26 protein-coding genes are annotated in these 26,695 nt (G+C 63.2%); 15 read left to right on the plus strand and 11 right to left on the minus strand.

Translation table 11 applies throughout. The annotated features are described in order from the left end of the window. Window positions 1-31: 31 nt before the first annotated feature. From NKG95_RS23310 to NKG95_RS23325, 4 genes are read left to right on the plus strand one after another with little or no spacing between them, the layout of a single operon-like run. Complete coding sequence (locus NKG95_RS23310) at window positions 32-913, plus strand: branched-chain amino acid ABC transporter permease (RefSeq protein WP_023718163.1); 882 nt, start codon at window positions 32-34, stop codon at window positions 911-913. Next, the gene (locus tag NKG95_RS23315; protein ID WP_353042678.1) at window positions 910-1,872 is read left to right on the plus strand and encodes a branched-chain amino acid ABC transporter permease; all 963 of its coding nucleotides are present in this window, start codon (window positions 910-912) and stop codon (window positions 1,870-1,872) included. The genes NKG95_RS23310 and NKG95_RS23315 overlap by 4 nt, the downstream gene beginning before the upstream one ends. After that, window positions 1,869-2,597, plus strand: coding sequence for an ABC transporter ATP-binding protein (locus NKG95_RS23320; protein ID WP_023718165.1), 729 nt, complete (start codon window positions 1,869-1,871; stop codon window positions 2,595-2,597). Before NKG95_RS23315 ends, NKG95_RS23320 begins: the two co-directional genes overlap by 4 nt. Further along, on the plus strand, window positions 2,590-3,309 hold the full coding sequence (locus NKG95_RS23325; RefSeq protein WP_353042679.1) for an ABC transporter ATP-binding protein: 720 nt from the start codon (window positions 2,590-2,592) through the stop codon (window positions 3,307-3,309). Before NKG95_RS23320 ends, NKG95_RS23325 begins: the two co-directional genes overlap by 8 nt. Here the strand turns inward: NKG95_RS23325 and NKG95_RS23330 are convergent, their stop codons facing one another. Both NKG95_RS23330 and pncA read right to left on the minus strand, forming a co-directional pair. Then, complete coding sequence (locus tag NKG95_RS23330; RefSeq protein WP_023718167.1) at window positions 3,310-4,737, minus strand: sodium:proton antiporter; 1,428 nt, start codon at window positions 4,735-4,737, stop codon at window positions 3,310-3,312. Window positions 4,738-4,777: 40 nt separating this feature from the next. Further along, the gene (gene pncA / locus NKG95_RS23335; RefSeq protein ID WP_023718168.1) at window positions 4,778-5,377 is read right to left on the minus strand and encodes a bifunctional nicotinamidase/pyrazinamidase; all 600 of its coding nucleotides are present in this window, start codon (window positions 5,375-5,377) and stop codon (window positions 4,778-4,780) included. Window positions 5,378-5,649: 272 nt separating this feature from the next. Here pncA and NKG95_RS23340 point away from each other — a divergent pair, with 272 nt between their 5' ends. From NKG95_RS23340 to NKG95_RS23370, 7 genes are all read left to right on the plus strand, one after another. After that, entirely contained in the window at window positions 5,650-6,510 is an 861-nt protein-coding gene (locus tag NKG95_RS23340; RefSeq protein WP_353023354.1) for an FAD binding domain-containing protein, read from the plus strand. Next, entirely contained in the window at window positions 6,510-9,263 is a 2,754-nt protein-coding gene (locus tag NKG95_RS23345) for a molybdopterin-dependent oxidoreductase (RefSeq protein ID WP_031193738.1), read from the plus strand. Before NKG95_RS23340 ends, NKG95_RS23345 begins: the two co-directional genes overlap by 1 nt. Further along, window positions 9,260-10,801, plus strand: coding sequence for a 6-hydroxynicotinate reductase (locus tag NKG95_RS23350; protein WP_352484339.1), 1,542 nt, complete (start codon window positions 9,260-9,262; stop codon window positions 10,799-10,801). The genes NKG95_RS23345 and NKG95_RS23350 overlap by 4 nt, the downstream gene beginning before the upstream one ends. Continuing rightward, complete coding sequence (locus NKG95_RS23355; RefSeq protein ID WP_352846894.1) at window positions 10,801-11,676, plus strand: UPF0280 family protein; 876 nt, start codon at window positions 10,801-10,803, stop codon at window positions 11,674-11,676. Before NKG95_RS23350 ends, NKG95_RS23355 begins: the two co-directional genes overlap by 1 nt. Next, a complete protein-coding gene (locus NKG95_RS23360) occupies window positions 11,669-12,253 on the plus strand; it encodes an amino acid synthesis family protein (RefSeq protein WP_023718173.1) in 585 nt (194 codons plus the stop codon). Before NKG95_RS23355 ends, NKG95_RS23360 begins: the two co-directional genes overlap by 8 nt. Continuing rightward, on the plus strand, window positions 12,250-12,711 hold the full coding sequence (locus NKG95_RS23365) for a MarR family winged helix-turn-helix transcriptional regulator (RefSeq protein ID WP_023718174.1): 462 nt from the start codon (window positions 12,250-12,252) through the stop codon (window positions 12,709-12,711). Before NKG95_RS23360 ends, NKG95_RS23365 begins: the two co-directional genes overlap by 4 nt. A 143-nt stretch (window positions 12,712-12,854) precedes the next feature. Further along, a complete protein-coding gene (locus NKG95_RS23370) occupies window positions 12,855-13,706 on the plus strand; it encodes a three-Cys-motif partner protein TcmP (RefSeq protein ID WP_353042680.1) in 852 nt (283 codons plus the stop codon). Here the strand turns inward: NKG95_RS23370 and NKG95_RS23375 are convergent. The 4 genes from NKG95_RS23375 to NKG95_RS23390 all read right to left on the minus strand — a co-directional run bounded on the left by NKG95_RS23375 (window position 13,629) and on the right by NKG95_RS23390 (window position 18,474). Further along, window positions 13,629-14,456, minus strand: coding sequence for a DUF5131 family protein (locus tag NKG95_RS23375; RefSeq protein ID WP_353042681.1), 828 nt, complete (start codon window positions 14,454-14,456; stop codon window positions 13,629-13,631). The genes NKG95_RS23370 and NKG95_RS23375 overlap by 78 nt on opposite strands. Window positions 14,457-14,618: 162 nt before the next feature. Then, window positions 14,619-15,584 (minus strand): substrate-binding domain-containing protein, encoded by a 966-nt coding sequence (locus NKG95_RS23380; RefSeq protein ID WP_353042682.1) that lies wholly within the window; start codon window positions 15,582-15,584, stop codon window positions 14,619-14,621. Next, window positions 15,581-16,894 carry an ABC transporter permease gene (locus NKG95_RS23385; protein ID WP_023718176.1) on the minus strand — a complete coding sequence of 438 codons (1,314 nt, stop codon included), beginning with the start codon at window positions 16,892-16,894 and terminating at the stop codon, window positions 15,581-15,583. Before NKG95_RS23385 ends, NKG95_RS23380 begins: the two co-directional genes overlap by 4 nt. Continuing rightward, window positions 16,891-18,474, minus strand: a complete 1,584-nt coding sequence (locus tag NKG95_RS23390) for a sugar ABC transporter ATP-binding protein (RefSeq protein WP_352790260.1) — start codon at window positions 18,472-18,474, stop codon at window positions 16,891-16,893. Before NKG95_RS23390 ends, NKG95_RS23385 begins: the two co-directional genes overlap by 4 nt. A 217-nt stretch (window positions 18,475-18,691) precedes the next feature. Here NKG95_RS23390 and NKG95_RS23395 point away from each other — a divergent pair, with 217 nt between their 5' ends. Both NKG95_RS23395 and NKG95_RS23400 read left to right on the plus strand, forming a co-directional pair. After that, window positions 18,692-19,711 (plus strand): LacI family DNA-binding transcriptional regulator, encoded by a 1,020-nt coding sequence (locus NKG95_RS23395; protein ID WP_023718178.1) that lies wholly within the window; start codon window positions 18,692-18,694, stop codon window positions 19,709-19,711. Between the two features lie 254 nt (window positions 19,712-19,965). After that, on the plus strand, window positions 19,966-20,589 hold the full coding sequence (locus NKG95_RS23400) for a L,D-transpeptidase (RefSeq protein WP_353042683.1): 624 nt from the start codon (window positions 19,966-19,968) through the stop codon (window positions 20,587-20,589). 157 nt (window positions 20,590-20,746) lie between these two features. On the opposite strand, the gene NKG95_RS23405 is transcribed toward NKG95_RS23400, so the two are convergent. From NKG95_RS23405 to NKG95_RS23415, 3 genes are all read right to left on the minus strand, one after another. Next, window positions 20,747-21,748, minus strand: coding sequence for an LLM class flavin-dependent oxidoreductase (locus NKG95_RS23405; protein ID WP_352495038.1), 1,002 nt, complete (start codon window positions 21,746-21,748; stop codon window positions 20,747-20,749). 157 nt (window positions 21,749-21,905) lie between these two features. Next, entirely contained in the window at window positions 21,906-23,066 is a 1,161-nt protein-coding gene (locus NKG95_RS23410) for an AI-2E family transporter (protein WP_353042684.1), read from the minus strand. Between the two features lie 118 nt (window positions 23,067-23,184). Beyond that, a complete protein-coding gene (locus NKG95_RS23415; protein WP_353042685.1) occupies window positions 23,185-24,243 on the minus strand; it encodes an LLM class flavin-dependent oxidoreductase in 1,059 nt (352 codons plus the stop codon). A 230-nt stretch (window positions 24,244-24,473) separates the two neighbouring features. On the opposite strand from NKG95_RS23415, the gene NKG95_RS23420 reads away from it, so the two are divergent. Further along, a complete protein-coding gene (locus NKG95_RS23420; RefSeq protein WP_352525883.1) occupies window positions 24,474-24,902 on the plus strand; it encodes a DUF6481 family protein in 429 nt (142 codons plus the stop codon). An 82-nt stretch (window positions 24,903-24,984) separates the two neighbouring features. Here the strand turns inward: NKG95_RS23420 and sugE are convergent, their stop codons facing one another. Next, the gene (gene sugE / locus NKG95_RS23425; protein ID WP_353042686.1) at window positions 24,985-25,299 is read right to left on the minus strand and encodes a quaternary ammonium compound efflux SMR transporter SugE; all 315 of its coding nucleotides are present in this window, start codon (window positions 25,297-25,299) and stop codon (window positions 24,985-24,987) included. Window positions 25,300-25,453: 154 nt separating this feature from the next. Further along, on the minus strand, window positions 25,454-25,579 hold the full coding sequence (locus NKG95_RS23430; protein WP_013528464.1) for a hypothetical protein: 126 nt from the start codon (window positions 25,577-25,579) through the stop codon (window positions 25,454-25,456). Between the two features lie 214 nt (window positions 25,580-25,793). Here NKG95_RS23430 and NKG95_RS23435 point away from each other — a divergent pair, with 214 nt between their 5' ends. Next, complete coding sequence (locus NKG95_RS23435) at window positions 25,794-26,603, plus strand: transglutaminase-like domain-containing protein (protein ID WP_353042687.1); 810 nt, start codon at window positions 25,794-25,796, stop codon at window positions 26,601-26,603. Window positions 26,604-26,695 lie beyond the last annotated feature (92 nt).

Raw genomic sequence — 26,695 nt, forward strand, 5'->3', positions numbered from 1 at the left:
GGTGCTTCGCGCATCCGCCGGTGCTTAGCCGATGCACTTCGGACCCCACCTGCTCCTCGCCGCCCTCGAAGGCCTCGTCACCTCCGCCGTCCTGGCGCTGACGGCGCTTGGCCTGTCGCTGGTGTTCGGCGTCATGCGCGTCGTCAATGTCGCGCATGGCGAGTTCTTCATGCTGGGCGCGGTGCTTGCCTGGGCGATTTCTACGGCGATATCCGGCCATCCGGCGCTCGGCTTCCTGGCCGCCCTGGTGCTGGCGCCGCTGATCGTCGGCTTGATCGCACTGCTCGCCGAACGGCTGGTCCTGCGCCGGCTCAACTACAATCCGGAAGCCACCATCGTCGCCACCATCGGCATGCTCTACATCATCCAGCAATTGGCGCTGACCTTCTACGGCCCGGAGGCGCGGCCTGTGGAGCCGCCGTTCAGCTACCGCATCCTCCTGCCGTGGTTCGGCTATTCCGGCTACAAGCTGTCGATCATCGCCGCATCTGCGCTGCTTCTGGTCGCGACCTGGCTGGTGCTGACGCGCACGAAAATCGGCCTCATCATGCGCGCCACGCAATATGACAGCGAGACGGCGCAGGCCTTTGGCATTCCGGTGACCAGAGTCTATGCCGGCGTCTTCGCGCTCGGCGCCATGCTGGCGGCTGTGGCCGCGGTGCTGATCGTGCCGATCAGCCAGGCCCACTATCTGATGGGACAAGACCCGCTGTTGCTGTCGTTCATCGTCGTCATCATCGGCGGCCTCGGCTCGCTGCGCGGCACGGTCGTCGCCGCGGTGCTGATCGGCCTTTCCGACGGCATCATCTCGGTGTTCTTCTCACCGACGCTGGCCAAGATCATCGCCACCTTGCTCGTCGCCATGGTGCTGGTGTTCCGGCCGCAGGGCCTGTTCGGGACGGCATCGCGATGAAGGATGCTTCGCCGGCAAAGCCATATGCGCTGCACCTCTGCGTCATCGCCCTGCTTTTCGCCCTGAGCTTCGTCCTGCCGGAATACCATCACGGCCTGCTCGCCCGCATCATGGTGCTGGCGGTCTTCGCCATGGGCTACAATCTGCTGTTCGGCTATGTCGGGCTGCTCAGCCTCGGCCATGCCATGTTCTTTTCAGCTGGGCTCTATGGCGCCGGGCTTGCCGTCATCCATCTCGGCTGGAGCGTGCCGACCGCCTTCGCAGCCGGGCTTGCCTGCGGCGCGCTGCTTGCGCTGGTGATCGGGCTGCTGGCGCTGCGCACCTCCGGCGTCGCTTTCATGATCGTCACCATGATGTTCGCTCAGGTATTCTATCTCGTCATCCTCTATCTCGCCGCCTGGACCGGCGGCGACCAGGGCATGGTCGTACCGCAGCCGATGCGTGTCCTTGTCCTGGGCAGCAAGTCGCTCGACCTCACCAACCCGACCGTGCGCTATATGAGCGCGCTGGCGCTGTTCTCGATCGTGCTGCTTATAAGCTTGGCCATAGTCCGCTCCGGCTATGGCCGCGTGCTGGTCGCCATCCGCGAGAACGAGGAGCGGACCAAGATGCTTGGCTACGATACATTTTCCAACAAGCTCGCCGCCGTCATCGTCTCCGGCACCATCTGCGCGGCTTCCGGCGCCGCCTATGCGCTGCTGTTCGGCTATGTCGGCTCGAGCTTCGCTTCGGTGCAGTATTCCATCCTGCCGCTGCTCTGGGTGCTGCTGGGCGGTGCTGCCACCACGCTCGGGCCGCTGATCGGCACGCTGTTCATGTACTATGTCATCGACGTCGCTAGCGGCTACACCTCCGCCTATCTGCTGATCGTCGGCATCGCGCTGATCCTGCTGGTTTTGTTTTTCCCAAAAGGCATTCTCGGCAGCATTCGCCAGCGCTGGCTCGGATGGCTGCCATGATGCCGCTTTTGACCACCAAAGACCTGTCGCGCAGTTTCGGCGGCTTGCGCGCCGTCGACGGCGTCGACTTCGCGCTGATGCCGGGCGAGATCCGCGCTGTCATCGGCCCCAACGGTGCCGGCAAGACCACCTTCGTCAGCCTGGTCAGCGGCCGCATCCAGCCCTCGTCGGGCACGATCATCTTCGACGGCGCCGATATCACCAGCCTGCCTGCCTACGCCAGGGTTCGCCTTGGCATCGCCTATACATTCCAGATCACCAGCGTCTTTGCCAATCTCAGCGCCTACGACAATGTTGCCCTGCCGGTGCAGCGCACGCTGACCGACAGCCGCTCGAAGGGCGCGGTTCACACCGGCGTCATGGCGGCGCTCGAGCGCACCGGACTTGCCGACTGGGCGCAAATGCCGGCCGGGCAGTTGTCCTACGGTCACCAGCGCCTGTTGGAAGTGGCGATGGGGCTGGCACTGAAGCCGCGGCTGCTGATCCTCGACGAACCGACGCAGGGGCTGGCCGACAGCGAGATCGACAATTTCATCGAGCTGGTGCGCGAGATCGCCGATAGCGCCACCGTGCTTTTGATCGAGCACAACATGCCGGTGGTCATGCAGCTCGCCGACCGCATCACCGTCTTCAACGCCGGCAGGATTTTAGCTGAAGGCACGCCCGAGCAGATCCGCGCCAATGCCGCGGTGCAGGACGCCTATCTGGGGACGACCCATGGCTGAGGCCCAGTCCAGGGCACTGACGATCTCCGGGCTTGATTGCTTCTATGGCGAGGTCCAGGTGCTCTATGGCCTCGATCTCGTCTTGAGCGAGGGCGAGGTGCTCTGCCTGTTCGGCCGCAACGGCGCCGGCAAGACGACGACGCTGAAGGCGATCATGGGCCTGGTGCCGGCAAGCGCCGGCTCGATCCGGCTCGAAGGGCGGGAATTGACCGGCCTGCCGGCGCACGAGGTGCCCAAGGCCGGCGTCGCCTATGTGCCGCAGGGCCGGCGGCTGTTCGCCGAGATGACGGTTGCGGAAAACATCGAGATCGGCCTGATGGCCCGCAACAAGGGCAAGGCGACGCGCGAAAACGTGCTCGATCTTTTTCCGCTGCTGCGCCAGCGCCTCAGGCAGCGTTCCGGCACGCTGTCCGGCGGCGAGCAGCAGATGCTGGCCATGGCTCGCGCCTTGTGTCTGGAACCGCAGGTGCTCTTGCTCGACGAGCCGACCGAAGGGCTGATGCCGTCGATGATCGCCAAGATCCGCGAAACCGTGTCGAAGCTACGTGGGCTTGGCGTGTCGACAATTCTTGTTGAGCAGCGCGTCGATGCCGTTCTGTCGGTTGCAGACCGCGTTTGCTTCATCGAAAACGGCCGCAACCGCGAGACGGTCGACGTTGAGGAACTGCGTGCTGATCCCTCGGCGGTCCGCCGCTATGTCGGCGTCGGCTGATCAGGCAAAAAACAGCAAGCCGGCGAGCAGGAAAGTCGGGATCAGCACGGCGCCCGACCACGCCATGTAGCCAAAGAAGCTCGGCATCTTGATGCCGCGATGCCTGGCAATGGCATAGACCATGAAATTCGGCGCATTGCCGACATAGGTGTTGGCACCCATGAACACCGCGCCGGCCGAGATCGCCGCCAGCGTCGAGGCGAGCTCGGTCATCAGATGCTGCGCATCGCCGCCGGCCAGCTCGAAGAACACCAGATAGGTCGGCGCATTGTCGAGGAAGGACGACAGCGCCCCGGTCAGCCAGAAATAAGCGAGATTGTCGGGCGCGCCGGTCGGCGAGCTGACCAGCAGCACCAACGGCGCCAGCGCGCCGTCGAGGCCGGCCCGCAATATGGCGACGACCGGCACGATGCAGATGAAGATGCTGGCGAACAGCTTCGCCACCTCGGCAATCGGCCCCCAGCTGAAGGCGTTTGCGCCGCGAAACTCCTTTGGCGAGACGACAAGCGACGTGAAGGCCAGTATCAGGATGGCGGCGTCGCGCACCAGATTCTGCAGCTCGAGGCTGACGCCCTGAAAAGAGAAACTCACTCCCGGCTTCCAGGCAGCGGAAATCAGGATCGCGGCGATCACCCCTGCCAGCAGCGGGATGTTGGCCAGGCCGCGAATGCGCACCTTGCTGTCGGGCGTCGGATCCTTGATCTTCGGCGCGCCTTCCTCCCGGTGATGCATGATGATGTCGATCGCCAGGAAAACCGCCAGCACCACGCCGGCGACGAACAGTGTCTCGGGCAACAGGTGAACTGTCGTCCAGAAGAAATCGACGCCGCGCAGGAAGCCGACGAACAGCGGCGGATCGCCGAGCGGCGTCAGCGACCCGCCGATGTTGGACACCAGGAAGATGAAGAAGATGACGACATGGGCGTTGAAGCGCCGGTTGTCGTTGGCGCGGATGAGCGGCCGGATCAGGATCATCGAGGCGCCGGTTGTGCCGATGATCGAAGCAAGCACAGCGCCGCCCAGCAACAGCCCGGCATTGACCAGCGGCGTGCCGTGGATGTTGCCGGCAACGAAGATGCCGCCCGAAATGGTGAACAGTGCGAACAACAGGATGATGAACGACATATATTCGGTGAGCAGCGCGTGCAGCACCGCCTGCGTTGCCGACGGGATGCCGAAGGCGAGCGCCAGCGGCCCGATCACCAACGCTGCCCAGAAAGCGGCAATCTTGCCGTAATGGTGCTCCCAGGCATGACGGAAGAGCAACGGCCCGGTCGCGATGCAAAGCAATAGCCCGGCAAACGGCAGCACCCACCACAGCGACATGGCGGCGCCCGGCAATTCGTGCGCTTCGGCCGCGAGAACCGCTCCCGGAGAAAAGATTGCGGCAATCAGTGCAGCACTTGCCGTCAACGCCGCAAACCGCATGAAGCCCCTCAAAAGTCTGTCAGGTTCGGCTGGATGACGTTCAAATCAGTGCCACGCCGGCATCGCGCATCCGGCCCAGCATCCTCTCCACGGAGCCGTTGAGATCGATGCCGCGGCAGGCGTCGAGCCGCACGGACGTCTCAAAACCGAGCTTGACCGCGTCGAGCGCCGAAAAGGCGACGCAGAAATCCGTCGCTAGGCCGACCAGGGTCAGCGTCTCGATGTTCCGATCCCGAAGATAGCCGGCAAGGCCGGTCGGCGTCGTCCGGTCGTTCTCGAAGAATGCCGAATAGCTGTCGATCGCAGGACGGAACCCTTTGCGGATCACCAGCTCGGCCTTGCTCCAGGCGAGGCCCGAATGGAAATCCGATCCCAGGCTGCCCTGGATGCAGTGATCCGGCCACAGCGTCTGGTGGCCATAAGGCACATCGATCGTTTCGAACGGTTGCTTGCCGGGGTGGCTGGAGGCAAAGCTGGAATGGCCGGCAGGGTGCCAGTCCTGCGTCAGCAGGACGTGCTCGGTCCGCCGGATCAGGTCGTTGACCAACGGCACGATTTCGTCGCCGCCGGCCACTTCCAGGGCGCCACCCGGGCAGAAATCGTTCTGCAGGTCGATGACGACAAGCGCTTCGTCGGCCATGGAGCCTCCTTATTTTCTTGGTCTTGAGCTTAGGCTCCAATGAAAACGCGACCGGACGCAGAAACTTGACCAGATGGCCGGCTGCGTCAACCTCTCACGGCATAACAAATGCGTTCCGGGCGCACCGGTGCCCATAGCCGTGCAAACTCTGGCTTTGACAATTCCTGCCGGCTTGATATCATTTGCATACGAATGAATTTCCTGCCTTGCATGCTCGGGAAAATCTTTCGGCAGGATCCCCTCTCGGGAAGTCCATTCTGGGAAGGCAAAGCGTGATCCGTTACGCAAAACCCACCACGGTCGACGACGCCCTCGCTTTGCTGGGCGAAGGACAATGGCGCATCCTCGCCGGCGGCACCGACTTCTATCCGGCACAGGGCAGCAAGCCTTTCCGCGACAATGTCCTCGACATCAATGGCTTGGCGGCATTGCGCGGCATTGCCGAAGCCGAGAACCATTGGCTCGTTGGCGCGCGCACCACCTGGACCGATCTCGTCCGCCATCCGCTGCCGGCGGCTTTCGACGCGCTGAAGCAGGCGGCGCGGGAAGTCGGCTCGGTGCAGATCCAGAACGTTGCCTCGATTGCCGGCAATCTTTGCAATGCCTCGCCGGCCGCCGACGGCGTGCCGGCGCTGCTGGTGCTCGACGCCGAGGTCGAACTGCGTTCCTCGGTGGCGACCCGGCATCTGCCCCTTGCAGAATTCATCCTCGGCAACCGTCGCACCGCTCTGCAGCCCGGCGAAATGGTCACGGCAATCCGCATTCCCAAACCCGCGACCGCCGGCAGCTCCGCCTTCGTGAAGCTTGGCGCACGGCGTTATCTCGTCATCTCCATCGCCATGGCCGCCGCACGCCTGGCCATCGAAGATGGCATCGTCAGGAACGCGGTCGTCGCCGTCGGGTCCTGCTCGGTCGTCGCCAGGCGCTTGGCGGGCGTCGAGGCGGCGCTGCGCGGCCGTCCGGTCGGCCCCGCGCTGGCCACTGCCATCCAATCCGCGCCAATGGACGAGCTGTCGCCGATCGGCGACGTGCGCGGCAGCGCCGAATATCGGCTGGATGCGGCGCGCGAGATCGTTGCCCGTGCCGTGCTTGGTGCTGTGGGCGCTATTCCCGGCGAAAGGGCGGCAGCATGATGGGCATGGAGCGCGCCGACATCGCCTTCGAGGTCAACGGCGCCGCCGTCAGCGTTTGCGTGCCGCCGGTGCGGCGGCTATCCGCCGTGTTGCGCGACGAGCTGCGGCTGACCGGCACCAAGATCGGCTGTGATGCCGGCGATTGCGGCGCCTGCACGGTGCTGGTCGACGGCGAGCCGGTCTGCGCCTGCCTGATGCCGGCGGCTTCCGCCTCCGGCACCGTGGTGACGACCGTCGAAGGTCTCGGCGATGGCAGGCTGTCGGCGCTGCAGGCCTCGTTTCTCAGCCATGGCGCAGCACAATGCGGCGCCTGCACGCCCGGCCTGCTGGTCGCCGCAACGGCACTGCTGGACAGGACGCCTTACCCGAGCGAGGCCGAAACGCAGGATGCGCTGGGCGGCGTGCTCTGCCGCTGTACCGGCTACCGCAAGATCGTCGCCGCGGTGATGGATGCTTGGCGCCACGCCGATGGTCTCGATCCGCGCATGCCATTGTCCGGCCACGCCGTCGGCTCCTCTCCGATCCGCCTCGATGGCGTGCCGAAAGTCACCGGCGTCGAAAAATTCGGCGGCGATTCCTTTCCCATGGATGCACTGTCGGTGCTGGTGATCCGCTCGCCGCATTATCATGCGGCCTTCAGCTTCGGCGATCTCGATGGCTGGGTGAAATCCCGTCCCGGCATTGCCGGCGTCTTTACCGCCGCCGACATTCCGGGAAAGAATTGTTTCGGCGTCATCGCGCCCTTCGCCGACCAGCCGGCGCTGGCCGAAGCATTTTCGCGCTTTCGCGGCGAGGCGGTGGCGCTGGTTGCCGGCGAACGCGAGGCCATCGTCGATCTCGACCTTGCCGATTTTCCTGTCAGTTGGACCGAATTGCCGCATTTTCTGGAGCCTTGCGAAGCACAGGCCGGCGGTGCGTCACTGGTCCATGAAAACCGGCCCTCGAACTTGCTCACCTCCGGCTTCGTCGAGCGTGGCGACCCCGAGGCCGCCCTTGCCGGTGCGGCTTTCGTCGTTTCCGGCGCCATCGACACCTCCTATGTCGAGCATGCCTATATCGAACCGGAAGCCGGCTATGCCTTCATGGACGGCGATACGCTGGTCGTCGTCGCCTGCACGCAGGCCCCCTATATGGACCGCGACGACACGGCAAAAGTGCTCGGCCTTGCCCCGGAAAAGGTGCGCATCGTGCCGACCGCCACCGGCGGCGGCTTCGGCTCCAAGCTCGATGTCTCGCTGCAACCGCTCATCGGCCTCGTCGCCATGAAAACCGGCCGGTCGGCGGCACTCGCCTATACCCGCACCGAATCGATGATCTCGACCACCAAGCGCCATCCCGCTCGGATGAGAGCGAGCATCGGCGCCGATGCCGACGGCCGCGTCACCGGCATGGTCTTCGCCGGCGATTTCAACACCGGCGCCTATGCCAGCTGGGGGCCGACGGTCGCCAACCGCGTGCCGGTGCACGCCTCCGGCCCCTATGCGACGCCGAACTATCGCGCCGAAGGCCGCGCCATCCACACCAATGGCCCGATTGCCGGCGCCTTTCGCGGTTTCGGCGTGCCGCAGGCGACGATCATGCAGGAGACCCTCTATGACGAGTTGGCCGACAAGCTAGGCATGGACCGGCTCGACTTTCGCCTGAAGAACTGCCTTCGGAACGGATCCGAAACAGTTACCGGGCAGCGGCTCGAGTCAGGCGTCGGCATCGCCGACTGCCTGGAGGCCCTCCGCTCACATTGGCGGCGTGCCCTTCGTGATGCCGAAGCGTTCAATGCCGGTAGCAGCATCAAAAAACGCGGCGTCGGCGTGGCCTCTTGCTGGTACGGCTGCGGCAACACCTCGCTGCCCAATCCGTCGACCATCAAGGTCGGCATCTCGGTATCGGGTGAAGTCGTCCTGCATCAGGGGGCGGTCGATATCGGGCAAGGTTCGAACACTGTCATCGCGCAGATCTGCGCCGACGCGTTGGGGCTTCCGCTAGAAAAGCTCCGGCTGAAAGGCGCCGACACGGCGATCACCCCCGACGCCGGCAAGACATCGGCCTCGCGCCAGACCTTCGTCACCGGCAAGGCCGCCGAAAAGGCCGGCCGCGCCTTGCGCGATGAGATCTTGCGTTTCGCCAATGTCTCGGAAAAGGCGGCGATTGCGCTGGACGGCACAAGTCTGAGCATCGGGGAAGGCGAAGCGACGCGCCGCATCGATCTTTCCTCGCTGAAGGCAGACGCCGAAGGATTCGTCTTCCGGGCCGAGGAAAGCTACGACCCGCCGACGCAGCCGCTCGATGCAAAAGGTCAGGGCAAGCCTTACGCCGTCTATGGCTATGGCGCCCAGATCGCCGAACTGGAGGTCGACCTCAGGCTCGGCACCGTGAAGCTGATAAAAATCACCGCCGCGCACGATGTCGGCAAGGCCATCAATCCCTTGCTTGCCGAAGGCCAGATCGAGGGTGGCATCGCCCAGGGCATCGGCATGGCGCTGATGGAAGAATACATCCCCGGCCGCACCGAAAACCTGCACGACTATCTGATCCCGACGATCGGCGACGTGCCGCCGATCGAGACCATCTTGATAGAATTTCCGGATCCGGAAGGACCCTTCGGCGCCAAGGGTTTGGGCGAGCATGTGCTGATCCCGACGGCGCCGGCGATCCTCAACGCCATACGCCATGCCGCCGGTGTGGTGGTCACCAAAATTCCGGCGACTCCGACCCGCATCCGCGCCGCCATCCTCGACAAGGAGGCGCGCCGATGAGCGAGCTTGCCGAACGCTTCGAGACACACGATCCCGGCGAGAAGCTGGTGGCGGAGAAGATCCGGTGCGATGCCTGTCCGGTCATGTGCTACATCGCCGATGGCCGCACCGGCGCCTGCGATCGCTACGGCAATGTTGGCGGCAGGATCGTGCGGATGGATCCGCTGACCATCCTCGACCACGCGGCCGAGACAGGCGGCGCGGTCGTGCCCTTTGCCGAGGAAGGCAAGGGCTGGGACGGCGAACTGGTCAACACCGGCCGCCGCTTCGTCACCGCGATCGGCGCCGGCACCACCTATCCCGACTACAAGCCGGCGCCCTTCATCGTCAGCCAGGAGGTCGAGGGCGTCGATCTGGTCACCGTCGTCACCGAGGGCATCTTCTCCTATTGCGGCGTCAAGGTGAAGATCGACACCGACCGTCATATCGGCCCCGAAACGGCAACGGTCCGTGCCGAAGGCGAGGCGATCGGCCATGTCACCACCGGCGAATACGGCTCGCAGATGCTGTCGCTGGGCGGCGTGCATCATTTGACCGGCGGCTCAAAGGCTGAAGGGCGCGCCACCTGTGATGCCATGCTCAGGCTGTGCAACCGCAAGCCGGTCGAGCTCGTCATCGACGGCGGCGCCACCGTCATCGTCGAAGCCGGCAAACCGCCTGTCATCGACGGCAAACTCGAGCAGCGCATGCGCGTCGGCTGCGGTTCGGCCACCATAGGCATGTTCGCCACCCAGTGGCGCGGCCTTGTCGACGAGGTGGTGGTGGTCGACGACCACATCACCGGCGTCGTCTCCGAGCATCAGGCGGGCAAGGTGCTTGGCTGGCAGGATACCGGCATCAAGATCATCGGCCGCCGTTCGACGCCGGGCCGCTATTTCAAGGTGTCGGAGCCCGGCCTCGGCTGGGGCGGCACCAATATCTCCGACCCGCTGTCGATCCTTGGTGAATGGAGCGCCAAAAAGGGTGCGCGCCCCGGCATGTCGCTGCTGATGGTCTCGACCACCGGTGAGCAATTCGCCTATTACGAGCTCGACGACGAATTGAAGCCGGTGCAGAAACCGTTCCCGGAGCGGCTGCGGAAGTCGGTTGAACTGATCGAGGACAATTGCGAGCCGGCGCTCTGCACCGTGCTTTTCGTCGGCGGCGCCGGCGGCTCGCTGCGCGCCGGCGTCACCGAGAACCCGGTCAATCTGACCCGCTCGGTGCAGGGCCTCAAGACCTATGTGACGGTCGGCGGCGCGCCGGTCTATGTCTGGCCGGGCGGCGGCATCACGCTGATGGTCGACGTCATCCGCGTGCCGGAAGGCGCCTTCGGCTATGTCCCGACGCCGGCGCTGGTGGCGCCCATCGAATTCACCATGCGCCGCGACGATTATGTCAGGCTCGGCGGCTATGAAGCCGAAATCCGCAGCGTCGACGATATCCTGGCCAAGGGCGGCGAGTATCTCAACCCGCGCCGCGGTAAGGCCGCACCTCGCGACAATCCCTGGCCGCCGCTGGTGCAGCTGCGGCGCGCGACGACAAATGGGGCAGGGTGATGAACGGCCCGCAGGCGCATTGGCTCGAGGACGGCCGAAGGCTTCACCTCAATCATGGGCCGATCGATCTGATCGTCGAGGCCTTCGGCGAGGCGAGCGAATGCCGCGCCGCCTATCATCAGGCGGCAACGCGCTTCCAGACAATCCTGCCCGAACTGGTCGAAGAGTTGCCCGAACTGCGTCGCCAGGCGCCGCTGCGTCCTCGCATGTTTGTCGGCCCGACGGCACGTCGCATGGAAGCGGCGGTCGTTCCGCTAGCGAAACAATTCATCACGCCGATGGCGGCCGTCGCCGGCTCGGTAGCCGACGAAGTGCTTGGCGTTCTGCTCGCCGGCCGCCGGCTCGAGCGCGCCTATGTCAACAATGGCGGCGACAGCGCGATCCATCTCGGCCACGGCCAGTCGATGACGCTTGCCATTGCCGGGACAGGTCACGGGCTGGCAGACCGTCTCACGATCCGCGCCGAAGACGGGATCCGCGGTGTCGCGACAAGCGGCTGGCGCGGCCGTTCGTTTTCGCTCGGCATCGCCGACGCGGTCACGGTGCTGGCGCGGACGGGTGCTGAAGCCGATGCCGCCGCGACCTTGATCGCCAACGCCGTCGACGTGCCCGGTCATCCGGCCGTTAGGCGCATACGGGCGCACGATCTCGCACCGGACAGCGATCTCGGCGACCGTTTGGTGACGCAGGGCGTGGGGCCGCTTTCCGCCGCTGAAATCGCTATTGCGCTGGAAAGCGGATTTGCCGTTGCCGAGGAGTTTCGGCGGCGCGGCCTGATTGCCACCGCGGCGCTTTTCCTCGGCGGTCAGGTGCGCATCGCAGGTCCGATGGCGCTCGCCAACAAAGTTTTAGAGAGGGAAATTGCTCATGCCTGAGTTTCCGATCCGCAAGATCGCCGTGCTGACCGAAGAGATTTTTCACGAAGGCGGGCCGGTGGCGAAGGTGCCGCGGCGCCGCGCCGCGGCCATGGCTGTGGTGAAGAACCCGTTCGCCGGCCGTTACGTCGAGGAACTGCAGAGCGCGATGGAGGATTTGAAGCCGCTCGGGCTGCTGCTCTCCGACAGGCTCATTGCCGCATTGGGCGGCGACGTGAAACAGATCGACGGTTACGGCAAGGGTGCCATCGTCGGCGCGGCGGGCGAGCTGGAGCATGGCGCGCTGTGGCATGTGCCGGGCGGCTATGCCATGCGCGAACGGCTTGGCGACGCCAAGTCGATCGTGCCGTCGTCGAAGAAGGTCGGCGGCTTCGGCGCGCGGCTCGATGTGCCGCTCGGCCACATCAACGCGGCCTATGTGCGCAGCCATTTCGATGCCATGGAAATCGGCATCAGCGATGGCCCGCGTCCCGACGAGATCCTGTTTTGCCTCGCAATGACCTGCGGCCCGCGCGTGCATGACCGCATGGGCGGGCTGGCTGCCAAGGACATCAAGGCATGGGATGGGCTGAGGTGAGCGCCGAAGACAATCTGCTCAAGCTGGTCGAGGCCGAGGAGCCTGACGAAAACGACTATCGCTTGCAGGAGCAGGTCGGCTTTATCCTGCGCAAGGCGCACCAGCGCCATGTCTCGATCTTCGCCGCACACATCGCCGATCTGACGCCGCCGCAATTTGCCGCCCTGGCCAAATTGCGCGACGTCGGCGAGACCTCGCAGAACCAGCTTGGCAGCCTGATCGCCATGGATGCGGCGACGGTGAAAGGTGTCATCGACCGGCTGAAAGCGCGAGGCTTTGTCGAACTTAGCAAACACGAAGTCGACAAACGGCGCCTGCTGGTCAATCTGACGGCCGAGGGGCGCGACGCGATCGAGCGGCTGATTCCGCTTGCCCGCGAGATTACGCAGGAAACGCTGGCGCCGCTTTCCGCCAAGGAGGCGGCCATTTTCATGAAGCTGCTGGCCAAGCTGGCTTAGGGCGGCGCTGCCACGAGAGAATGGCCTGACTTGGCAAGGCTTAGCTTGCTCGTCCACATGAAATGGGAAGGGTGGCGGCGTATCAGTCGGGGGGTGCCTTAGGAGGATGTGGTTAGCTCCTCGCTTGTCGATTGACACTAAAGGTGGTTGGATCGATCAAAACGGGGGCGTTGGTGGGGGAGCTTATTGAAGGCGACGATGGATCGCCTGTAGAGGTGGTCGGCGCTTGGGCCAAAACCAAGCACGAGTATCTATGTCGCTATGTCGACATCAGTCGCGGTGTTCGATCGAAATGGCTCGACCAGGGAAAAGCTGGCGCAACTCTGATTGATCCGTTCTGTGGACCAGGCAGGTGCAGGATTCGCGGTACCAGCGAATTTATTGATGGCGGTGTGGTTGCCGCCTGGAAAAAGAGCGCCGACAGCAAAACGCCATTCTCCGCGGTATATATCGGAGACATCGAAACCGAGCGGGTTGAGGCTTGCGAGAAACGGCTACGCGCGCTGAACGCTCCGGTCGTGGCTATCACGGGTAATGCTGTTGCCACCATCAAGACGATCGTCAGCCTTGTGAATCCTCATAGCCTGAACTTCGCATACCTGGATCCTTACAACCTGGAGACTCTCAATTTCGAGATGATTAGGACGCTGTCAGACCTCCGATACGTCGACATACTCGTACATGTCAGTCAGATGGACCTGCAGCGAAACCTCGACAAATACTCGTCGGGCGACTCGGCGGTTTTCGATGCCTTCATTCCTGGCTGGCGTAGCGCCATCAAAGCGGGAAACGCCAAGGCAACACGCCAGGCAATTTTGCGCTATTGGTCCGAGCTTGTTGGGCGACTTGGCGTGTGGCCCTCCCCGGAACCCAAGCTAATAACCGGGCCCGGCAACCAGCCGCTTTATTGGCTCCTGCTAGTCGCCAAGCATGAACTCGCTCTGGCGTTTTGGAAGGTCGCGGCTAACAAGCAGAGACAAGGCAACCTTTTCTAGGCCGGTAGCTGCCGGCATTTCATCGTAGATACGACCATTGAGCGTGCGGCCGGCGGCTTTCTTGTTATTGCCTCCCCACTGCTTGAAGAAGAATGCCGTGCCCGCGCGTCGGCACATCGTTTGGATCTCGTCGACCCAGTGAGGATTCATATATCGTGCCCCTGGCCCGCTTTCACCGCCAACGATCGCCCAATGAATATCGGTGAGATTGGCACCGGCTACAGACCCGATCAACGGCTCTAGAGAAACGAACCGGATTGCTGCTGGTGCACGGCGAAGGTCATCCAGCCGACCCAGCACTCGATGATCTTCAACACTGGTCCCGAGCCAGACATTCGGCAGAACGGGAAAGTCGCCACGAGTCAGAACCTTGGCCATAACTTCCGGGCGCTTCGTCAGAATCTGATACGTATGCCGCGGCGTCTCTTCCATCACAGCCCATACCTGTCGAATGAAATCTGCCGGCACGTCGACATGAAAGAGATCAGACATCGAGTTCACGAAAACGCGGCGTGGTTTCGACCAAGTTACAGGGATCGACAGTGATTTCGGATCGGTCATTACTTTGCCGGTCCACTTCGCTCGGCCGCCCGTCTTGCGCGTCAGGCCCTGATATTTGTTCACGCCCATGGCTTCTAGCCGTGCCGCCATGCGCATCGCGTAGCAGTTCGTGCAGCCGGCGGTTAGGATCGTGCAGCCGGCCACCGGGTTCCACGTCGCGTCGGTCCATTCGATTGAGGTCTCAGCCATAGGAAGATTCTCCTTCACGTTGATGGTTAATTCAAGGTGATGAAGCTTCCGTTATCGGGTTTTGACGACTGAGTAGGGTTCGGCCACAGCTTTCCCACCCAAAGAGCAGGAGAGCCGTGGCCGAATCCTGAACACCGGAGCCGCCTTCTCCGGCAATAGGCTTCAGAGGCCGTTGTCCTTCAGGATCTGGGCAGCATTTTCCTTGGTGATCTTCTGCGTCGGCAGGATGATGGTCTTTTCCACCTTCTCGCCGTTCAGGAACTTGATCGCCTGCCGCAGCCCTTCGGCGCCCGGCGTCACATAAGTGAACGTCGCCGTCAGCTCGCCATTGGCGACGAGTTGCACGCCTTCATTGGGCAGGCCGTCGATGCCGATGAACTTGATGTCCTTCTCACGTCCGGCGTCCTTGGCGGCAAGATAGGCGCCATAGGCCATTGGATCATTGTGGCCGTAGACGAGATCGATCTTTTCGTTGTTGCGCAGCGCCGTGGCCATGATGTTGTAGGCCTGGTCCTGCTTCCAGTCGCCCGACTGCTGGTCGAGCAGGTTCTTGATACCCGGCTCCTTGTCGGTGAATTCATGGAAGCCGTCATGGCGGTCATGCGCCGGCTGGGTGCCCATGCCGCCCCAGATTTCGACGACGTTGCCGGCGGCCTTGCCCTTGCCGCCAAGCAGCTCGACGGCATATTCACCGGCAGCCCGGCCGATCAGCTTGTTGTCGCCGCCGACGAACTGCGTGTAGTCGTTGGTTTCGACGTTGCGGTCGAGCACGAAGACCGGGATCTTGGCATCGATCGCCTGCTGCACGACGCCGGTCAGGCCGGCGGACTCTTTCGGCGACACCAAGAGCGCATCGACCTCCTGACGGATCAGGTTTTCGACATCGGCGACCTGTTTCTCGGTCTTGTCCTCGCCGTCGGTTACGATCAGCTCGACTTCCGGATGCTTGGCCGCTTCGGCCAGGATATCCTTGTTGAACTGGGCACGCCAGGGTTCGATGGTCGTAACCTGCGAGAAGCCGACTTTCCATTTCTTGTCCTGCGCGTGGGCACCGCCGGCAAGCATCGCGGTCGTGGTCAGGAGTGCCGCTGTCAGCGCGGCAAGCTTCAACAATTCACGTCGTTTCATTTCTTGTTTCCTCCAATATTCAGAGACGCGGTCTCTTGCGACGGCCGCTTTGCCGCGGCCGTTTCCTTGTGCGCTTGCCCACCGGGCAATCGCAGATAGAAGAGAAGATCGCCGGCATTGCGCTCCTGTACGAGCACGGTACCGATGATGATCATCCCCTTCAGCACCAGCTGAAGGTTCGAATTGATGTTGTGCAGCTGCAGGATGTTAGAGAGCAGCCCGAAGATCAGCACGCCGCAGAACGTCCCGGTGAGGCTGCCGCGTCCGCCCATCAGGCTGGTGCCGCCGATGACCACGGCGGCGATCGCGTCGAGTTCCAGCCCGGCGCCGGCGTCCGGCTTGCCTTGCCGGTATTGCGCGACATAGAGCACCGCCGCGATGCCGGCCAGCAGCCCCGAAACCGCGTAGGTGGCGATCTTGACGCGGCCGGCGGCGATGCCGGACAGCCGGGCCGCTTCCTCATTGCCGCCGATGGCATAGACATAGCGGCCAAACGGCGTGAAGCGCAGCACGGCGCCGTAGATCAGGATCGCGCCGAGGAAGAACAGGCCCGGCATCGGAATCACGCCGAACACCAGCGAGCGCAGCATTTCGAAATCGGCGGTGGCATTCGAGCCGGTGTAGACCGGCAGCACCGCATTGTTTTGGCCGGCTGTCAGCCGGGCGATGCCGAGCGCAGTGACCATCATCGCCAGCGTCACGATGAAGGGCTGCAGCCGTCCGGCGACGATGATGAAGCCGTTGAGCGCGCCGAACAGCAGGCCGACGCAAGGCGCCACCAGCAGCACGCCGAGCACGCCGAATTTTGAGCCTACCTGCGGCAGCAGGAACCACAGCACCAGACTGCACAGGATCACCCCGACAATGCCGGGGGTAACCAGCCCACGAACGCTATCCAACCTGATGTCGTGCGTGGCCTGCGCGCCGGCGCGGGATTTTTCGATGTTCAGCAGGATGAAACGGGTGACGAGAATGCCGAGGCAAAGGGCTGCCACGGCAACTGTCGGCACCCCCAGCACCACCGCCGGCGTCACGCCGGGGACCGTCAGCAGCATGGCACAGACTACCGTGCAGATCGCCATCAGCGAGCCGACGGAAAGGTCGATACCGCCAGTGATGATTACCGCTGTCATGCCAGTGGCAATCAGCCCCGTGGTCGACACCTGGCGCAGCACATCGAGCAGGTTGCCGTAGGACAGGAAGATGTTGTTGCCCTTGGAGCTGATCGGCGAGCCAAGCACGCCGATCAGGAAGATTGCGATCAGGCCCCAATAGAGCTTCGTCCGGGACAGGATATGCAAAATGCTCATGCAGCAGGCCTCGTCATGGTCCGTCGCGGCGCTGCAAGCCGCATGATGGCCTCCTCGCTGGCTTGCGCGCGGGACAGGATTCCCGTCTGGCGGCCATCGGCCATGACCAGGATACGGTCGGAAAGATGCAGCAGCTCCGGCAATTCCGAGCTGATGACGGCGATCGCCAGCCCGTCTCGCGCCAGCTTGAAGATGAGATCGTAGATTTCCCGCTTGGCGCCGACATCGATGCCGCGCGTCGGCTCGTCGAGCAGCAGCACCCGTGGCCTCGTCGCCAGCCATTTGCCGATGACGACCTTCTGCTGGTTGCCGCCGGACAGCGTGCCGGCCGGCTGCTCGACGGTTTCGCAGCGAATACCGAGCGCCTTGACGGCGTCCCGTGCCAGCCCTTGCTCGCCGGCCAGCGAGCGCAGGCCGAACCGCGCCAGCGCGCCGACCAGCGGCAGCGCGACATTGTCGGTGATCGAGGCCTCGAGATGCAGGCCTTGCGTCTTGCGGTCTTCTGTGACCAGGGCGATGCCGAGCCGGCGCGCATCGCGCGGCGAACGGATTTCTACTGCCTCGCCATCGAGCCTGATCTCACCGCCAGCACGTCCTCCGCTGGACCCGAAGATCGTTTCCAGGATTTCGGTACGGCCCGAGCCCAGCAGCCCGCCGATACCGAGGATTTCTCCTGCGGCAAGATCGAAGCTGACGCCGTCGAGCACGGTGCGCCAGCCATGGCGATTGGGCTTCGATAGCGACAGCTCGCTTACGGAAAGGATGGTGTTGCCACCGGGGATGCGGTGCTCCTGGGAGGAAGCAAGCAGGTTTCGCCCGACCATCGCCGAAATTATGGCGTCTTCGTCGAGCTTGTCCATCGTCTGCGTCAGGACGTGGCGTCCATCGCGAAACACGGTGACCCGGCTGGCCAGATGCATGACCTCGTCGATGCGGTGCGAAATGTAGACGATCGCCACGCCGCTATCGGCGAGCTGGCGGATAATGCGGAACAGCCGCTGGCATTCGGCTGGCGACAGCGCCGAGGTCGGCTCGTCCATGATCAGAATGCGCGCCGACATAGACAGCGCCTTGGCGATCTCGACCAGCTGCTGTTCGCCGACGCGCAAGGCACCGACGCGCGCATCCGGGTCGAGCTCGATGCCGAGCCTTTGCAAGAGCGCGCCGGCAGCGCGGCTGCTCGCCTTGCGGTCGACAATCAGCCCGGCGATCAGCTTCTCGCGGCCGAGAAAGATATTGTCCGCGACGCTGAGTTCGGGAACGAGGTTCAGCTCCTGGTGGATGATGGCGATGCCGGCGCGCTCGGCTTCGCGGACGCCGGCAAAGCGCACCGGATGGCCATCGATACTGACCGTTCCATTATAGTCCGTATAGACGCCGGATAGTATCTTCATCAGCGTCGACTTGCCGGCGCCGTTCTCGCCCATCAGCGCATGGACCTCGCCGCGCCGCAGTTCGAAGCCGACATCGACAAGCGCGGCGATGCCGCCGAAGGACTTGGAGATGTGCTCGGCGCTCAGCACGATAGCCGAGCCGTCCGCCATAACGCCTTCCGCAGGGATGGAATTGCCGTGCTGCATGACAAGGACGGCCTCCCTCCGTCGTCACCGAACGCCTCAAACGCTAATCTAAACGTTTCGATCATGTCAAGCCAATATCTGGTGTCTAAGATTGTTCAATTTCAATTCTTGCGCAAAACCATAAGATTCCGTACGTATTGCTGCCGCGGAGTGGTGAAACGTTTCGAAAATGACAGCGTCAGGACGAAAAAAGCAGCGCAAATCCACTGCACCGACCATGCTTCACGTGGCCGAAGCGGCGCGTGTTTCCGTGGCCACCGTATCGGCGTTGATCAACGGCACCGCGACCGTCAGCCCCGAGCTCAGCCAGCGCATCGAACAGGCGATCCGCGACATCGGTTACAAGCGCAACGCCATCGCCCGCAGCCTCAAGATGGGCACCACACGCACCATCGGGCTCACCGTCCCACACATCACCAACCCGTTCTTTACCGACGTGGTTTCGGTGATCCAGCAGGCTTTCGACAGGGCCGGCTACGCCGTCATGCTGTGCTGCACCGACGAGCACCTGAACACGCAGGACGACCAGATCAGGCTGCTGCTCGACCGGATGGTCGACGGGCTGATCGTCGCGCGTGTCGGCGACGGCGCGATCCTCAAACGGATTGTCGACGACGCCAATGTGCCGGTCGTTCTACTCGACCGTGTTTGCCAGGGTGTCGACACCGATGCCGTCGTTCTCGACAATCAGCGCGCGGTGTTCGACGCCATCACTTATCTGATCGATCTCGGCCATCGGCGCATCGGCTACATCTCCGGCTCGTTCGATATCTCGCCGATGCATGACCGCATGGCGGGATACCGGGAAGCCCTCCAGACCGCGGGCCTGCCGGCCGAGCCCGAGCTCGTCCGCTTCGGCAATTTCCACGAAGTCGATGGCTACAACGCCACCATGCAGCTGCTTTCGCTGCACGACCGGCCGAGCGCCATCTTTTCGGCCAACAACCCGATGGTGATCGGCACGATGAAGGCCATCCGCGATATCGGCCTGTCCTGTCCGGAGGATATTTCGGTCGCCTGCTTCGACGATTTTCCGTGGTCGGATGTGTTCCGGCCGCAATTGACCACGGTCGCACAGCCGGTGCAGGCGATTGGCGAACAGGCGGCCAATCTGCTGCTCGACCGGCTCGCCGGCAACAGGGATGCGCCGCCGCGCAAGCTGACGCTCAAGGGACGCCTGATGATCCGCAATTCATGCCGGCCACTTGGCGCGATCGCACAAAGCGTCAGCGCGTAGCGCTTGGGCTCTGTTCAGAAACGTTGTAATGCCGGACGGACAGCGCTCCCTCTGTCCTGCCGACCCCGGCCCTTCGCAGCCGCTACGGGCGTTCGTCGTTCGAAAACCGAGCAATTGAAGGACGCGGCGCCGATCGAGCCAAGTGGGCAACAATCAGCCCGCCGACAAGCAGGAAAATCTTGGCAATCGAAGCATGTCGGATTAGGAATATGACGAGATGCGGCTGATCGCCTACACGGGCGCCGGCTTGAGTCATGTGCGTGAAATCGATCCTAATCGGGCTGGTACTTGCTGGGATGGTCGCATTCTTCGGCTGCACCACCGGCGGCGCATTAAAGACTTTCCCCTCGGCCTATGGCGGCCTCACCGACGCCGGTTTTCGCGTTCCGCCGGTTCCGATCTACAAGGTTGACCAAAAGTTCCATCGGCAGACAGTGCCTTATGCGACTGAAGAGGCGCCTGGCACCATCATTGTCGATACAGGAGCGAAGTTCCTCTACTACGTGTTGGGAGACGGTCAGGCGCTGCGCTACGGAATCGGCGTTGGCAAGGCGGGCTTCGAGTGGCATGGCATTGCTCACGTTGCGAGGAAGCGCGAATGGCCGGATTGGAGCGCGCCGTCTGCGATGATTGTGCGCGAGCAGAAGCGGGGCCGCATCATACCGGCTCATATGGAGGGCGGACTCATGAACCCGCTCGGGGCGCGGGCGCTCTATCTTTTCAACGAGAAAGGTGACACTGGATATCGTCTGCACGGTAGCCCTGAATGGTGGTCCATCGGCAAAGCTGTGTCGGCGGGCTGCATTCGCCTCATGAACCAGGACATCATCGATCTCTACAACCGCTCCACAATCGGCACCAAGGTGATCGTCATTTAGTAGACGCCGCGTTTCCGTCTAACAGACGAGCATGACGGATCGAAAACTCTCCGCGTAAAGCGCGCGAACTGTTCGCGATGTCTTCGCACACCTGTTCGCGATGTTCCCTGCCTAAGGCCGGCCTTGCCCGCAACAGTGCCAAGTGGCGAACCAGCTCTCAGGCAGCTTCCGACAGCGATTTGTGGGCGTCGGTCAGTATCTCGAACGAGCGCACCCGCGCCGCATGGTCGAAAATCTGCGCTGTGACCATCAGTTCGTCGGCGCCGGTGCGGCGCACGAATGCCTCGATGCCTTGCCTGACCGTTTCGGGGGAGCCGACGACGGCGCAGGAAAGCGCCTGGCCGAGCATGGTCTTGGCCATTGGATCGAGGTCGCGCTCATATCCTTCGACCGGCGGCGGCAATCGGCCGGGCCGGCCGGTGCGCAGATTGACGAAGGCCTGCTGCAGCGAGGTGAACAACAGCCGCGCCTCGGCATCGGAAGGAGCAGCGAAGACATTGAGGCCGAGCATCACATAGGGCTTGTCGAGCTGCTCCGAAGGCTGGAAGCGCGAGCGGTAGATCTCCAGCGCATGGTCGAGCTCGGCCGGCGCAAAATGCGAAGCGAAGGCGTAGGGCAGGCCGAGCGTGGCAGCAAGCTGCGCGCCGTAGAGGCTGGAGCCGAGAATCCAGATCGGCACCTTTTCGCCTTCGCCGGGCACCGCGCGGATGCGTTGGCCGTCTTCGGCTGGCTGGAAGTAACCGATCAGCTCGACGACGTCCTGCGGGAAATTGTCGGCGCCAGCGTCGAGGTTGCGGCGCAGCGCCCGTGCCGTGGGCATGTCGGTGCCGGGCGCCCGGCCGAGGCCGAGATCGATGCGGCCGGGATGCAGAGCGTTGAGCGTGCCGAATTGCTCGGCGATGACAAGTGGCGAATGATTGGGCAGCATGACGCCGCCGGCGCCGACGCGTATCGTACGGGTACCTCCGGCCACATGGGCAATGACCACCGAGGTGGCGGCGCTGGCGATGCCTGGCATGTTGTGATGCTCAGCCAGCCAGTAGCGCTTATATCCCAGCCGCTCGGCATGACGGGCGAGATCGAGCGAATTGGCGAGCGACTGCGAAGCATTGCTGCCTTCGACGATCGGCGACAGGTCGAGAACGGAAAGAGCGGTCATCGGCGGGGATTCCTGTGGACCGGACGGATGTAGGAAGCCGTTGCCGGGGCGGCAAATTCAAAATGTTGATAGAGCGCTGTGCGCCCGACGGATGTGCAACCGATGCAAGGTCGTTGATATGCACACCAATCAGTGACGCTTTTGGGCTCTTAAGCCGCTACCTTTTTGGCTCGGAAATCTCTTCATTCTCGATTACCGCCGTGTGCTGCGCCGCGAGGAAATTGCCGACATGGCTGAGACCGTCGAAATGATCGCAGAATACCTTGATGACGACCAGCAGCGGCACCGCCATCAGCGCGCCGACGAAACCCCATAGCCACGACCAGAAGGCGATGGCGATCAGGATCGCCACGGCGTTGATTTCGAGACGGCGGCCGACCACCGTCGGCGTCACGAACTGGCCTTCGACGACGTCGCATAAGAGGACGAAGGCCGGCGCCAGCAGCGCATAGGAAATCGTGTCGAAGCTGATCAGCGCGATGATCGTGACCAGCGTGATGGTGGTCAGCGCCCCGATATAGGGCAGGAAATTGAGCAAGGCCGCTGCCGCGCCCCAGACCTGCGCGTTGGGCACGCCGAGTGCCCACAGGCCGAGCCCGATGACCACGCCGAGACATGTATTGATGACCGTGACAGTAAGCAGATAGTGCGAGATTTCACGCTCGACGTCATAGACTACGCGCAGCGCCCGCTTCTTTTCGCTTAGACTGGGGAAGGACTGGACGATCTTTTCATAGAACATCGTGCCCGAGGCGAGCAGGAACAGCGACAGGACGAAGACGATGGTGACGCTGGCGCCGGCCGACAGCACATTGCCGGCGGCCTGCGAGAGAATACCCGATGGCGCCATCGCCACCCTCTGAACGCCCGGCTCCTGGGACGTCTGTGTCAGGCCCTCGATCTGGCGCGAAATCTCCACGATCCGTTCGAACGGACGGCGCAGTTGTGCCAGACGTTCGGTAAGCTGCTGGCCGATCGTCGAGGTGTTGTTGATGAGGTCGATGACCGGGCCGCTGAGCAGATATCCCGCGACGGCGACGAGGCAAAACGAAAGCAGCACCAGCAGTGTCGCCGAAATGACATCGGGCATGCCATGCTTGCGCAGGAAGCGAACGATCGGCGTCAGCGTCAGCGCCAGCAGAAAAGCCAGAATGACCGGCATGAAGAAGGCGCGGGCGAAGTAAAGCGCGTAGATCGCCATGAGGATGAAGATGCCGACGAGCAGCGAACGCATCAGATGCGCATCCGCCCGCGCCTCGACGCGCGAATCCGGGCTTTCGGCAGCGCTTGCGCCCGAAGCGGCGGGTTCGGCCTTCATTCTGACCCTCGGCGGCACACCGCGATTGGTGTAGACCGTTGGCGAAAACGCCTCTGCGGCTTCAAGGTTCCGTTAGCCGGCGTCACCGGCAAGGCCGCCTCGCGGCTTTGCTGGTGAATCAGGCAACCGGCGCTGCCGCGGCGACGGCCTTCGCAGTTTCCCGGCGCACGATCGGCGCCACGTTGGTGCCGTAGAGTTCGATAGCCTTCATGACCTTGGCGTGCGGCATGGTGCCGATCGCCATTTGCAGCAGGAAGCGGTCGTTGCCGAATATCCTGTGCTGGGCAATGATCTTGTGCGCCACCTGTTCTGGATTGCCGACGAACAGGGCGCCGTTCGGGCCGCGCGATTGGTCGAAATGAGCCCGCGACGTCGGCCCCCAGCCGCGCTCGCGGCCGATGCGGTTCATCACTTCGGCCTGCGGCCTGTAGAAATCGTCGGCTGCCTGGTCGGCGGTGTCGGCGATGAAGCCGTGCACGTTGAGGCTGGTAGCAAGGCTCGCCGGATCGCTGCCGGCCCGCCTGGCTGCATCCCTGTAGATGTCGAACAGTGGTGCAAACCGCGCCGGTTCGCCGCCGATGATCGCCAGAGCCAGCGGCAACCCGAGTACGCCAGCCCGCGCCGCCGATTGCGGCGTACCACCGATCGCGATCCAGATCGGCAATTTGTCCTGAAAGGGCCGGGGATAGACGCCGCGATCGTTGATCGGCGCGCGCAGACTGCCCGACCAGGTCACCTTGACATGATCACGGATGGCGAGCAGCAGGTCGAGCTTCTCGGCAAAGAGCTCGTCATAGTCTTCGAGATTATAGCCGAACAGCGGAAAGGATTCGATGAACGAGCCGCGCCCGGCCATGATCTCGGCCCGGCCGCCGGACAGAAGATCGAGGGTGGCAAACTGCTGAAAGACGCGCACCGGATCGTCGGAGGACAAAACGGTGACCGCGCTGGTCAGCCTTATGCGCTTGGTTCGTTCGGCAGCCGCCGCCAGCGCCACCACCGGAGCGGAGGCAGCATAGTCGGGACGGTGGTGCTCGCCGAGACCAAAGACGTCCAGCCCGACCTGATCGGCGAGCTCGATCTCCTCGATCAGGTTGCGCAGCCGCTCATGCGCACCGATCGCACCGGGACCCGGTTCCGGGCTGACGTCAGCGAAGGTGTAGAGACCGAGTTCCATAGTGGTGTCATCCTAGCGTTTTGTCTTGGCGCTACAGGTAGCGATCAGTCCGCTGCGCCGCCAGAGGCCTGGATGGTGAACAGTGCGGGTGGCTTTCAGCGAATTCGATCGAAATGGCGTCTCCCGGTTGCAACAGATCAGAATTTCATGGCTGGCATACCGTTTTGGCGCTTGAACTCTCGGTTTTCACGCGTATGTAAGCCTCGCAAATTGACTCCAGGGAAGTGGACTTGGCTATCTACAGGGAAAAAGACGTTTTCGAGCGGCGCAATGCCGCAAACGAGGCAAAGAAGGCGCTTCTGGAGCGCTTCAAGTCAAAGCCGGCGGCAGATGATCCTGCGGTGCTGGCACGACAGGCCGAGCGCAAGGCGATCCTCGAGGCCCGCGCTATACGCGAGGCCGAAAAGGCCAGGCTGAAGCAGGAAAAACTGGCGCGCGAAGCGGCCGAAAAGGCCGAGCGCGAGGCAGCTGCCGAAGCAGCACGCATCGCCGCGGAAGAAGCCGCACAGGCCGAAGCGAAGATCCGGGAAGCTGAAGAGAACGAGCGCATCGCCCGTTTTCTTGCCGACGAGGCCGAACGCAAGGCCAAGCGTGACGCACGCTATGCGGCGCGCAAGCAGCGCACCGGCAGGACGCCGCCTGGCTTCTCCGCGCGATAGCGCCTTCCGGCGCTGATCAGCTGAACGCAAGAATCAGGGCCGCCTTGCAGCGGCCCCGAACGCGTTGGTCTGTCGGAATCGGCTAAGCCGCGAGCTTCAGTCCCATAATGCCGCAGACGATAAGCGCGATGCAGGCCAGCCTGATCGCGGTCGCCGGCTCGCCGAGCAGCCATATCCCGAGTAGTGCCGTGCCGACGGTGCCGATGCCGGTCCACACCGCATAGGCGGTGCCGACCGGCAGTGCCTTCAGCGCCAGGCCGAGCAAGGTCAGGCTGACGATCATCGAGGCTACCGTCAGGACGATCGGCAGCGGCTTCGAGAATCCGTCGGTGTATTTGAGGCCGATCGCCCAGCCGATTTCGAACAGGCCGGCGAAGAACAGGAAAATCCACGACATCGGAACGCTCCGTTTCGATGGCTCCCGGCCGATTTCTTGAAAAGCGCAAAAACTATCTTCGCTGCATCCATATGGGATGCTCGTGCGCTTAATGAACAATAACACCGGCCGCATTTGCGGCCGGTGGAAATAAGCCAAAACGGTAGTCGCGGCCCTACTTGTCCTTGAGCTTCATCGCCTTCACCGGCGGTGCCTTCAGGGCCGGCGCCGGAGCGGGTTTCTTCGCGTCCTTCTTCGGTTTGCGGGCTTCCTTGCCTGCCTTCATCGCACCTTTAGCCATGATTCGTTCCTCCGGTTGACGTCTGGCGAAGTGAAACAAGAGAAACGTTCGACTGCAAGAGGCCGTTGCCATGCGAGCGCCTTGGCCGATGGCTGTCAACTGGTTTTCTAATTCCCTCGTAAACCGCGGCGGTCCGTGCGATGGTCTTCTTCGCACTGCAGCATCAGCCCTGCGTTTCGCCGGCTGATGATCGGGCAGGCCGGTCAGGACGACAATGCGAATCCACATCGGTTGCCAGATGAGCTTCGACTTCCCGCAGGAAACACCGCTGATCGCGATGCTAAACGTCCATTATTCGCGCGCATCCGATCTCGAGCGGCCGGACTTCCTGACGTCGAACCCGCCGGTGCCGATCGAAAGCTACCGCGACAGTTTCGGCAATTGGTGCAACCGTCTTGTTGCGCCGGCCGGGCGCTTTGCGTTCGGCACGGACGCGGTGATCCGCGACCCCGGCTCCTTCGAGGCGCGCGACCTGACGGCCTGGCAGCACGAGGTGCGCGATCTGCCGTCGGAGACGCTGCTGTTCCTGCTACCCAGCCGCTATTGCGAGAGCGATGTGCTGGCGAACGAAGCGTGGCGGCTGTTCGGCAACACCCCGCTCGGCATTCCGCGCGTCCAGGCGGTCTGCGACTTCGTCCATAACCATATCGTCTTCAACTATTTCAATGCACGGCCGACACGCACCGCAGCCGAAGCCTATCGCGAGCAGAGTGGTGTGTGCCGCGACTTTGCCCACCTCGCAGTCGCCTTCTGCCGCGCCCTGAACATCCCGACCCGCTACTGCACCGGTTATATCAGCGATATCGGCCTGCCAAAGCCGTGGTCGGACATGGATTTCGCCGCCTGGATGGAGGTTTATCTCGGCGGCCGCTGGCACGCGTTCGACCCGCGCAACAACGCGCCGCGCATCGGCCGCATCCTGATTGCCTCCGGACGCGATGCCGCCGATGTCCCACTCACCCACATTTTTGGACCGGGCGCGCTGGCTGGCTTCAAGGTCTGGACGGAGGAGGTCATCGAATAGCCTCTCGCGCTGCCCTTTTGAACAACTCGACACTTCGGGCGTTGTTCGAGCTGTGGAGCGTGGGCGTGCTCCGCTAATCTCGGTGCATCAAC

Source organism: Mesorhizobium sp. M1423 (assembly GCF_040317575.1).
Taxonomy (GTDB): Bacteria; Pseudomonadota; Alphaproteobacteria; order Rhizobiales; family Rhizobiaceae; genus Mesorhizobium.

Coding starts and splice junctions, on each gene's coding strand:
- NKG95_RS23310 (WP_023718163.1), top strand. CDS start 32: ATGCACTTCGGACCCCACCTGCTCCTCGCCGCCCTCGAAGGCCTCGTC.
- NKG95_RS23315 (WP_353042678.1), top strand. CDS start 910: ATGAAGGATGCTTCGCCGGCAAAGCCATATGCGCTGCACCTCTGCGTC.
- NKG95_RS23320 (WP_023718165.1), top strand. CDS start 1,869: ATGATGCCGCTTTTGACCACCAAAGACCTGTCGCGCAGTTTCGGCGGC.
- NKG95_RS23325 (WP_353042679.1), top strand. CDS start 2,590: ATGGCTGAGGCCCAGTCCAGGGCACTGACGATCTCCGGGCTTGATTGC.
- NKG95_RS23330 (WP_023718167.1), bottom strand. CDS start 4,737: ATGCGGTTTGCGGCGTTGACGGCAAGTGCTGCACTGATTGCCGCAATC.
- pncA (WP_023718168.1), bottom strand. CDS start 5,377: ATGGCCGACGAAGCGCTTGTCGTCATCGACCTGCAGAACGATTTCTGC.
- NKG95_RS23345 (WP_031193738.1), top strand. CDS start 6,510: ATGGGCATGGAGCGCGCCGACATCGCCTTCGAGGTCAACGGCGCCGCC.
- NKG95_RS23350 (WP_352484339.1), top strand. CDS start 9,260: ATGAGCGAGCTTGCCGAACGCTTCGAGACACACGATCCCGGCGAGAAG.
- NKG95_RS23355 (WP_352846894.1), top strand. CDS start 10,801: ATGAACGGCCCGCAGGCGCATTGGCTCGAGGACGGCCGAAGGCTTCAC.
- NKG95_RS23360 (WP_023718173.1), top strand. CDS start 11,669: ATGCCTGAGTTTCCGATCCGCAAGATCGCCGTGCTGACCGAAGAGATT.
- NKG95_RS23375 (WP_353042681.1), bottom strand. CDS start 14,456: ATGGCTGAGACCTCAATCGAATGGACCGACGCGACGTGGAACCCGGTG.
- NKG95_RS23380 (WP_353042682.1), bottom strand. CDS start 15,584: ATGAAACGACGTGAATTGTTGAAGCTTGCCGCGCTGACAGCGGCACTC.
- NKG95_RS23385 (WP_023718176.1), bottom strand. CDS start 16,894: ATGAGCATTTTGCATATCCTGTCCCGGACGAAGCTCTATTGGGGCCTG.
- NKG95_RS23390 (WP_352790260.1), bottom strand. CDS start 18,474: ATGCAGCACGGCAATTCCATCCCTGCGGAAGGCGTTATGGCGGACGGC.
- NKG95_RS23395 (WP_023718178.1), top strand. CDS start 18,692: ATGCTTCACGTGGCCGAAGCGGCGCGTGTTTCCGTGGCCACCGTATCG.
- NKG95_RS23400 (WP_353042683.1), top strand. CDS start 19,966: ATGTGCGTGAAATCGATCCTAATCGGGCTGGTACTTGCTGGGATGGTC.
- NKG95_RS23405 (WP_352495038.1), bottom strand. CDS start 21,748: ATGACCGCTCTTTCCGTTCTCGACCTGTCGCCGATCGTCGAAGGCAGC.
- NKG95_RS23410 (WP_353042684.1), bottom strand. CDS start 23,066: ATGAAGGCCGAACCCGCCGCTTCGGGCGCAAGCGCTGCCGAAAGCCCG.
- NKG95_RS23415 (WP_353042685.1), bottom strand. CDS start 24,243: ATGGAACTCGGTCTCTACACCTTCGCTGACGTCAGCCCGGAACCGGGT.
- sugE (WP_353042686.1), bottom strand. CDS start 25,299: ATGTCGTGGATTTTCCTGTTCTTCGCCGGCCTGTTCGAAATCGGCTGG.
- NKG95_RS23430 (WP_013528464.1), bottom strand. CDS start 25,579: ATGGCTAAAGGTGCGATGAAGGCAGGCAAGGAAGCCCGCAAACCGAAG.
- NKG95_RS23435 (WP_353042687.1), top strand. CDS start 25,794: ATGCGAATCCACATCGGTTGCCAGATGAGCTTCGACTTCCCGCAGGAA.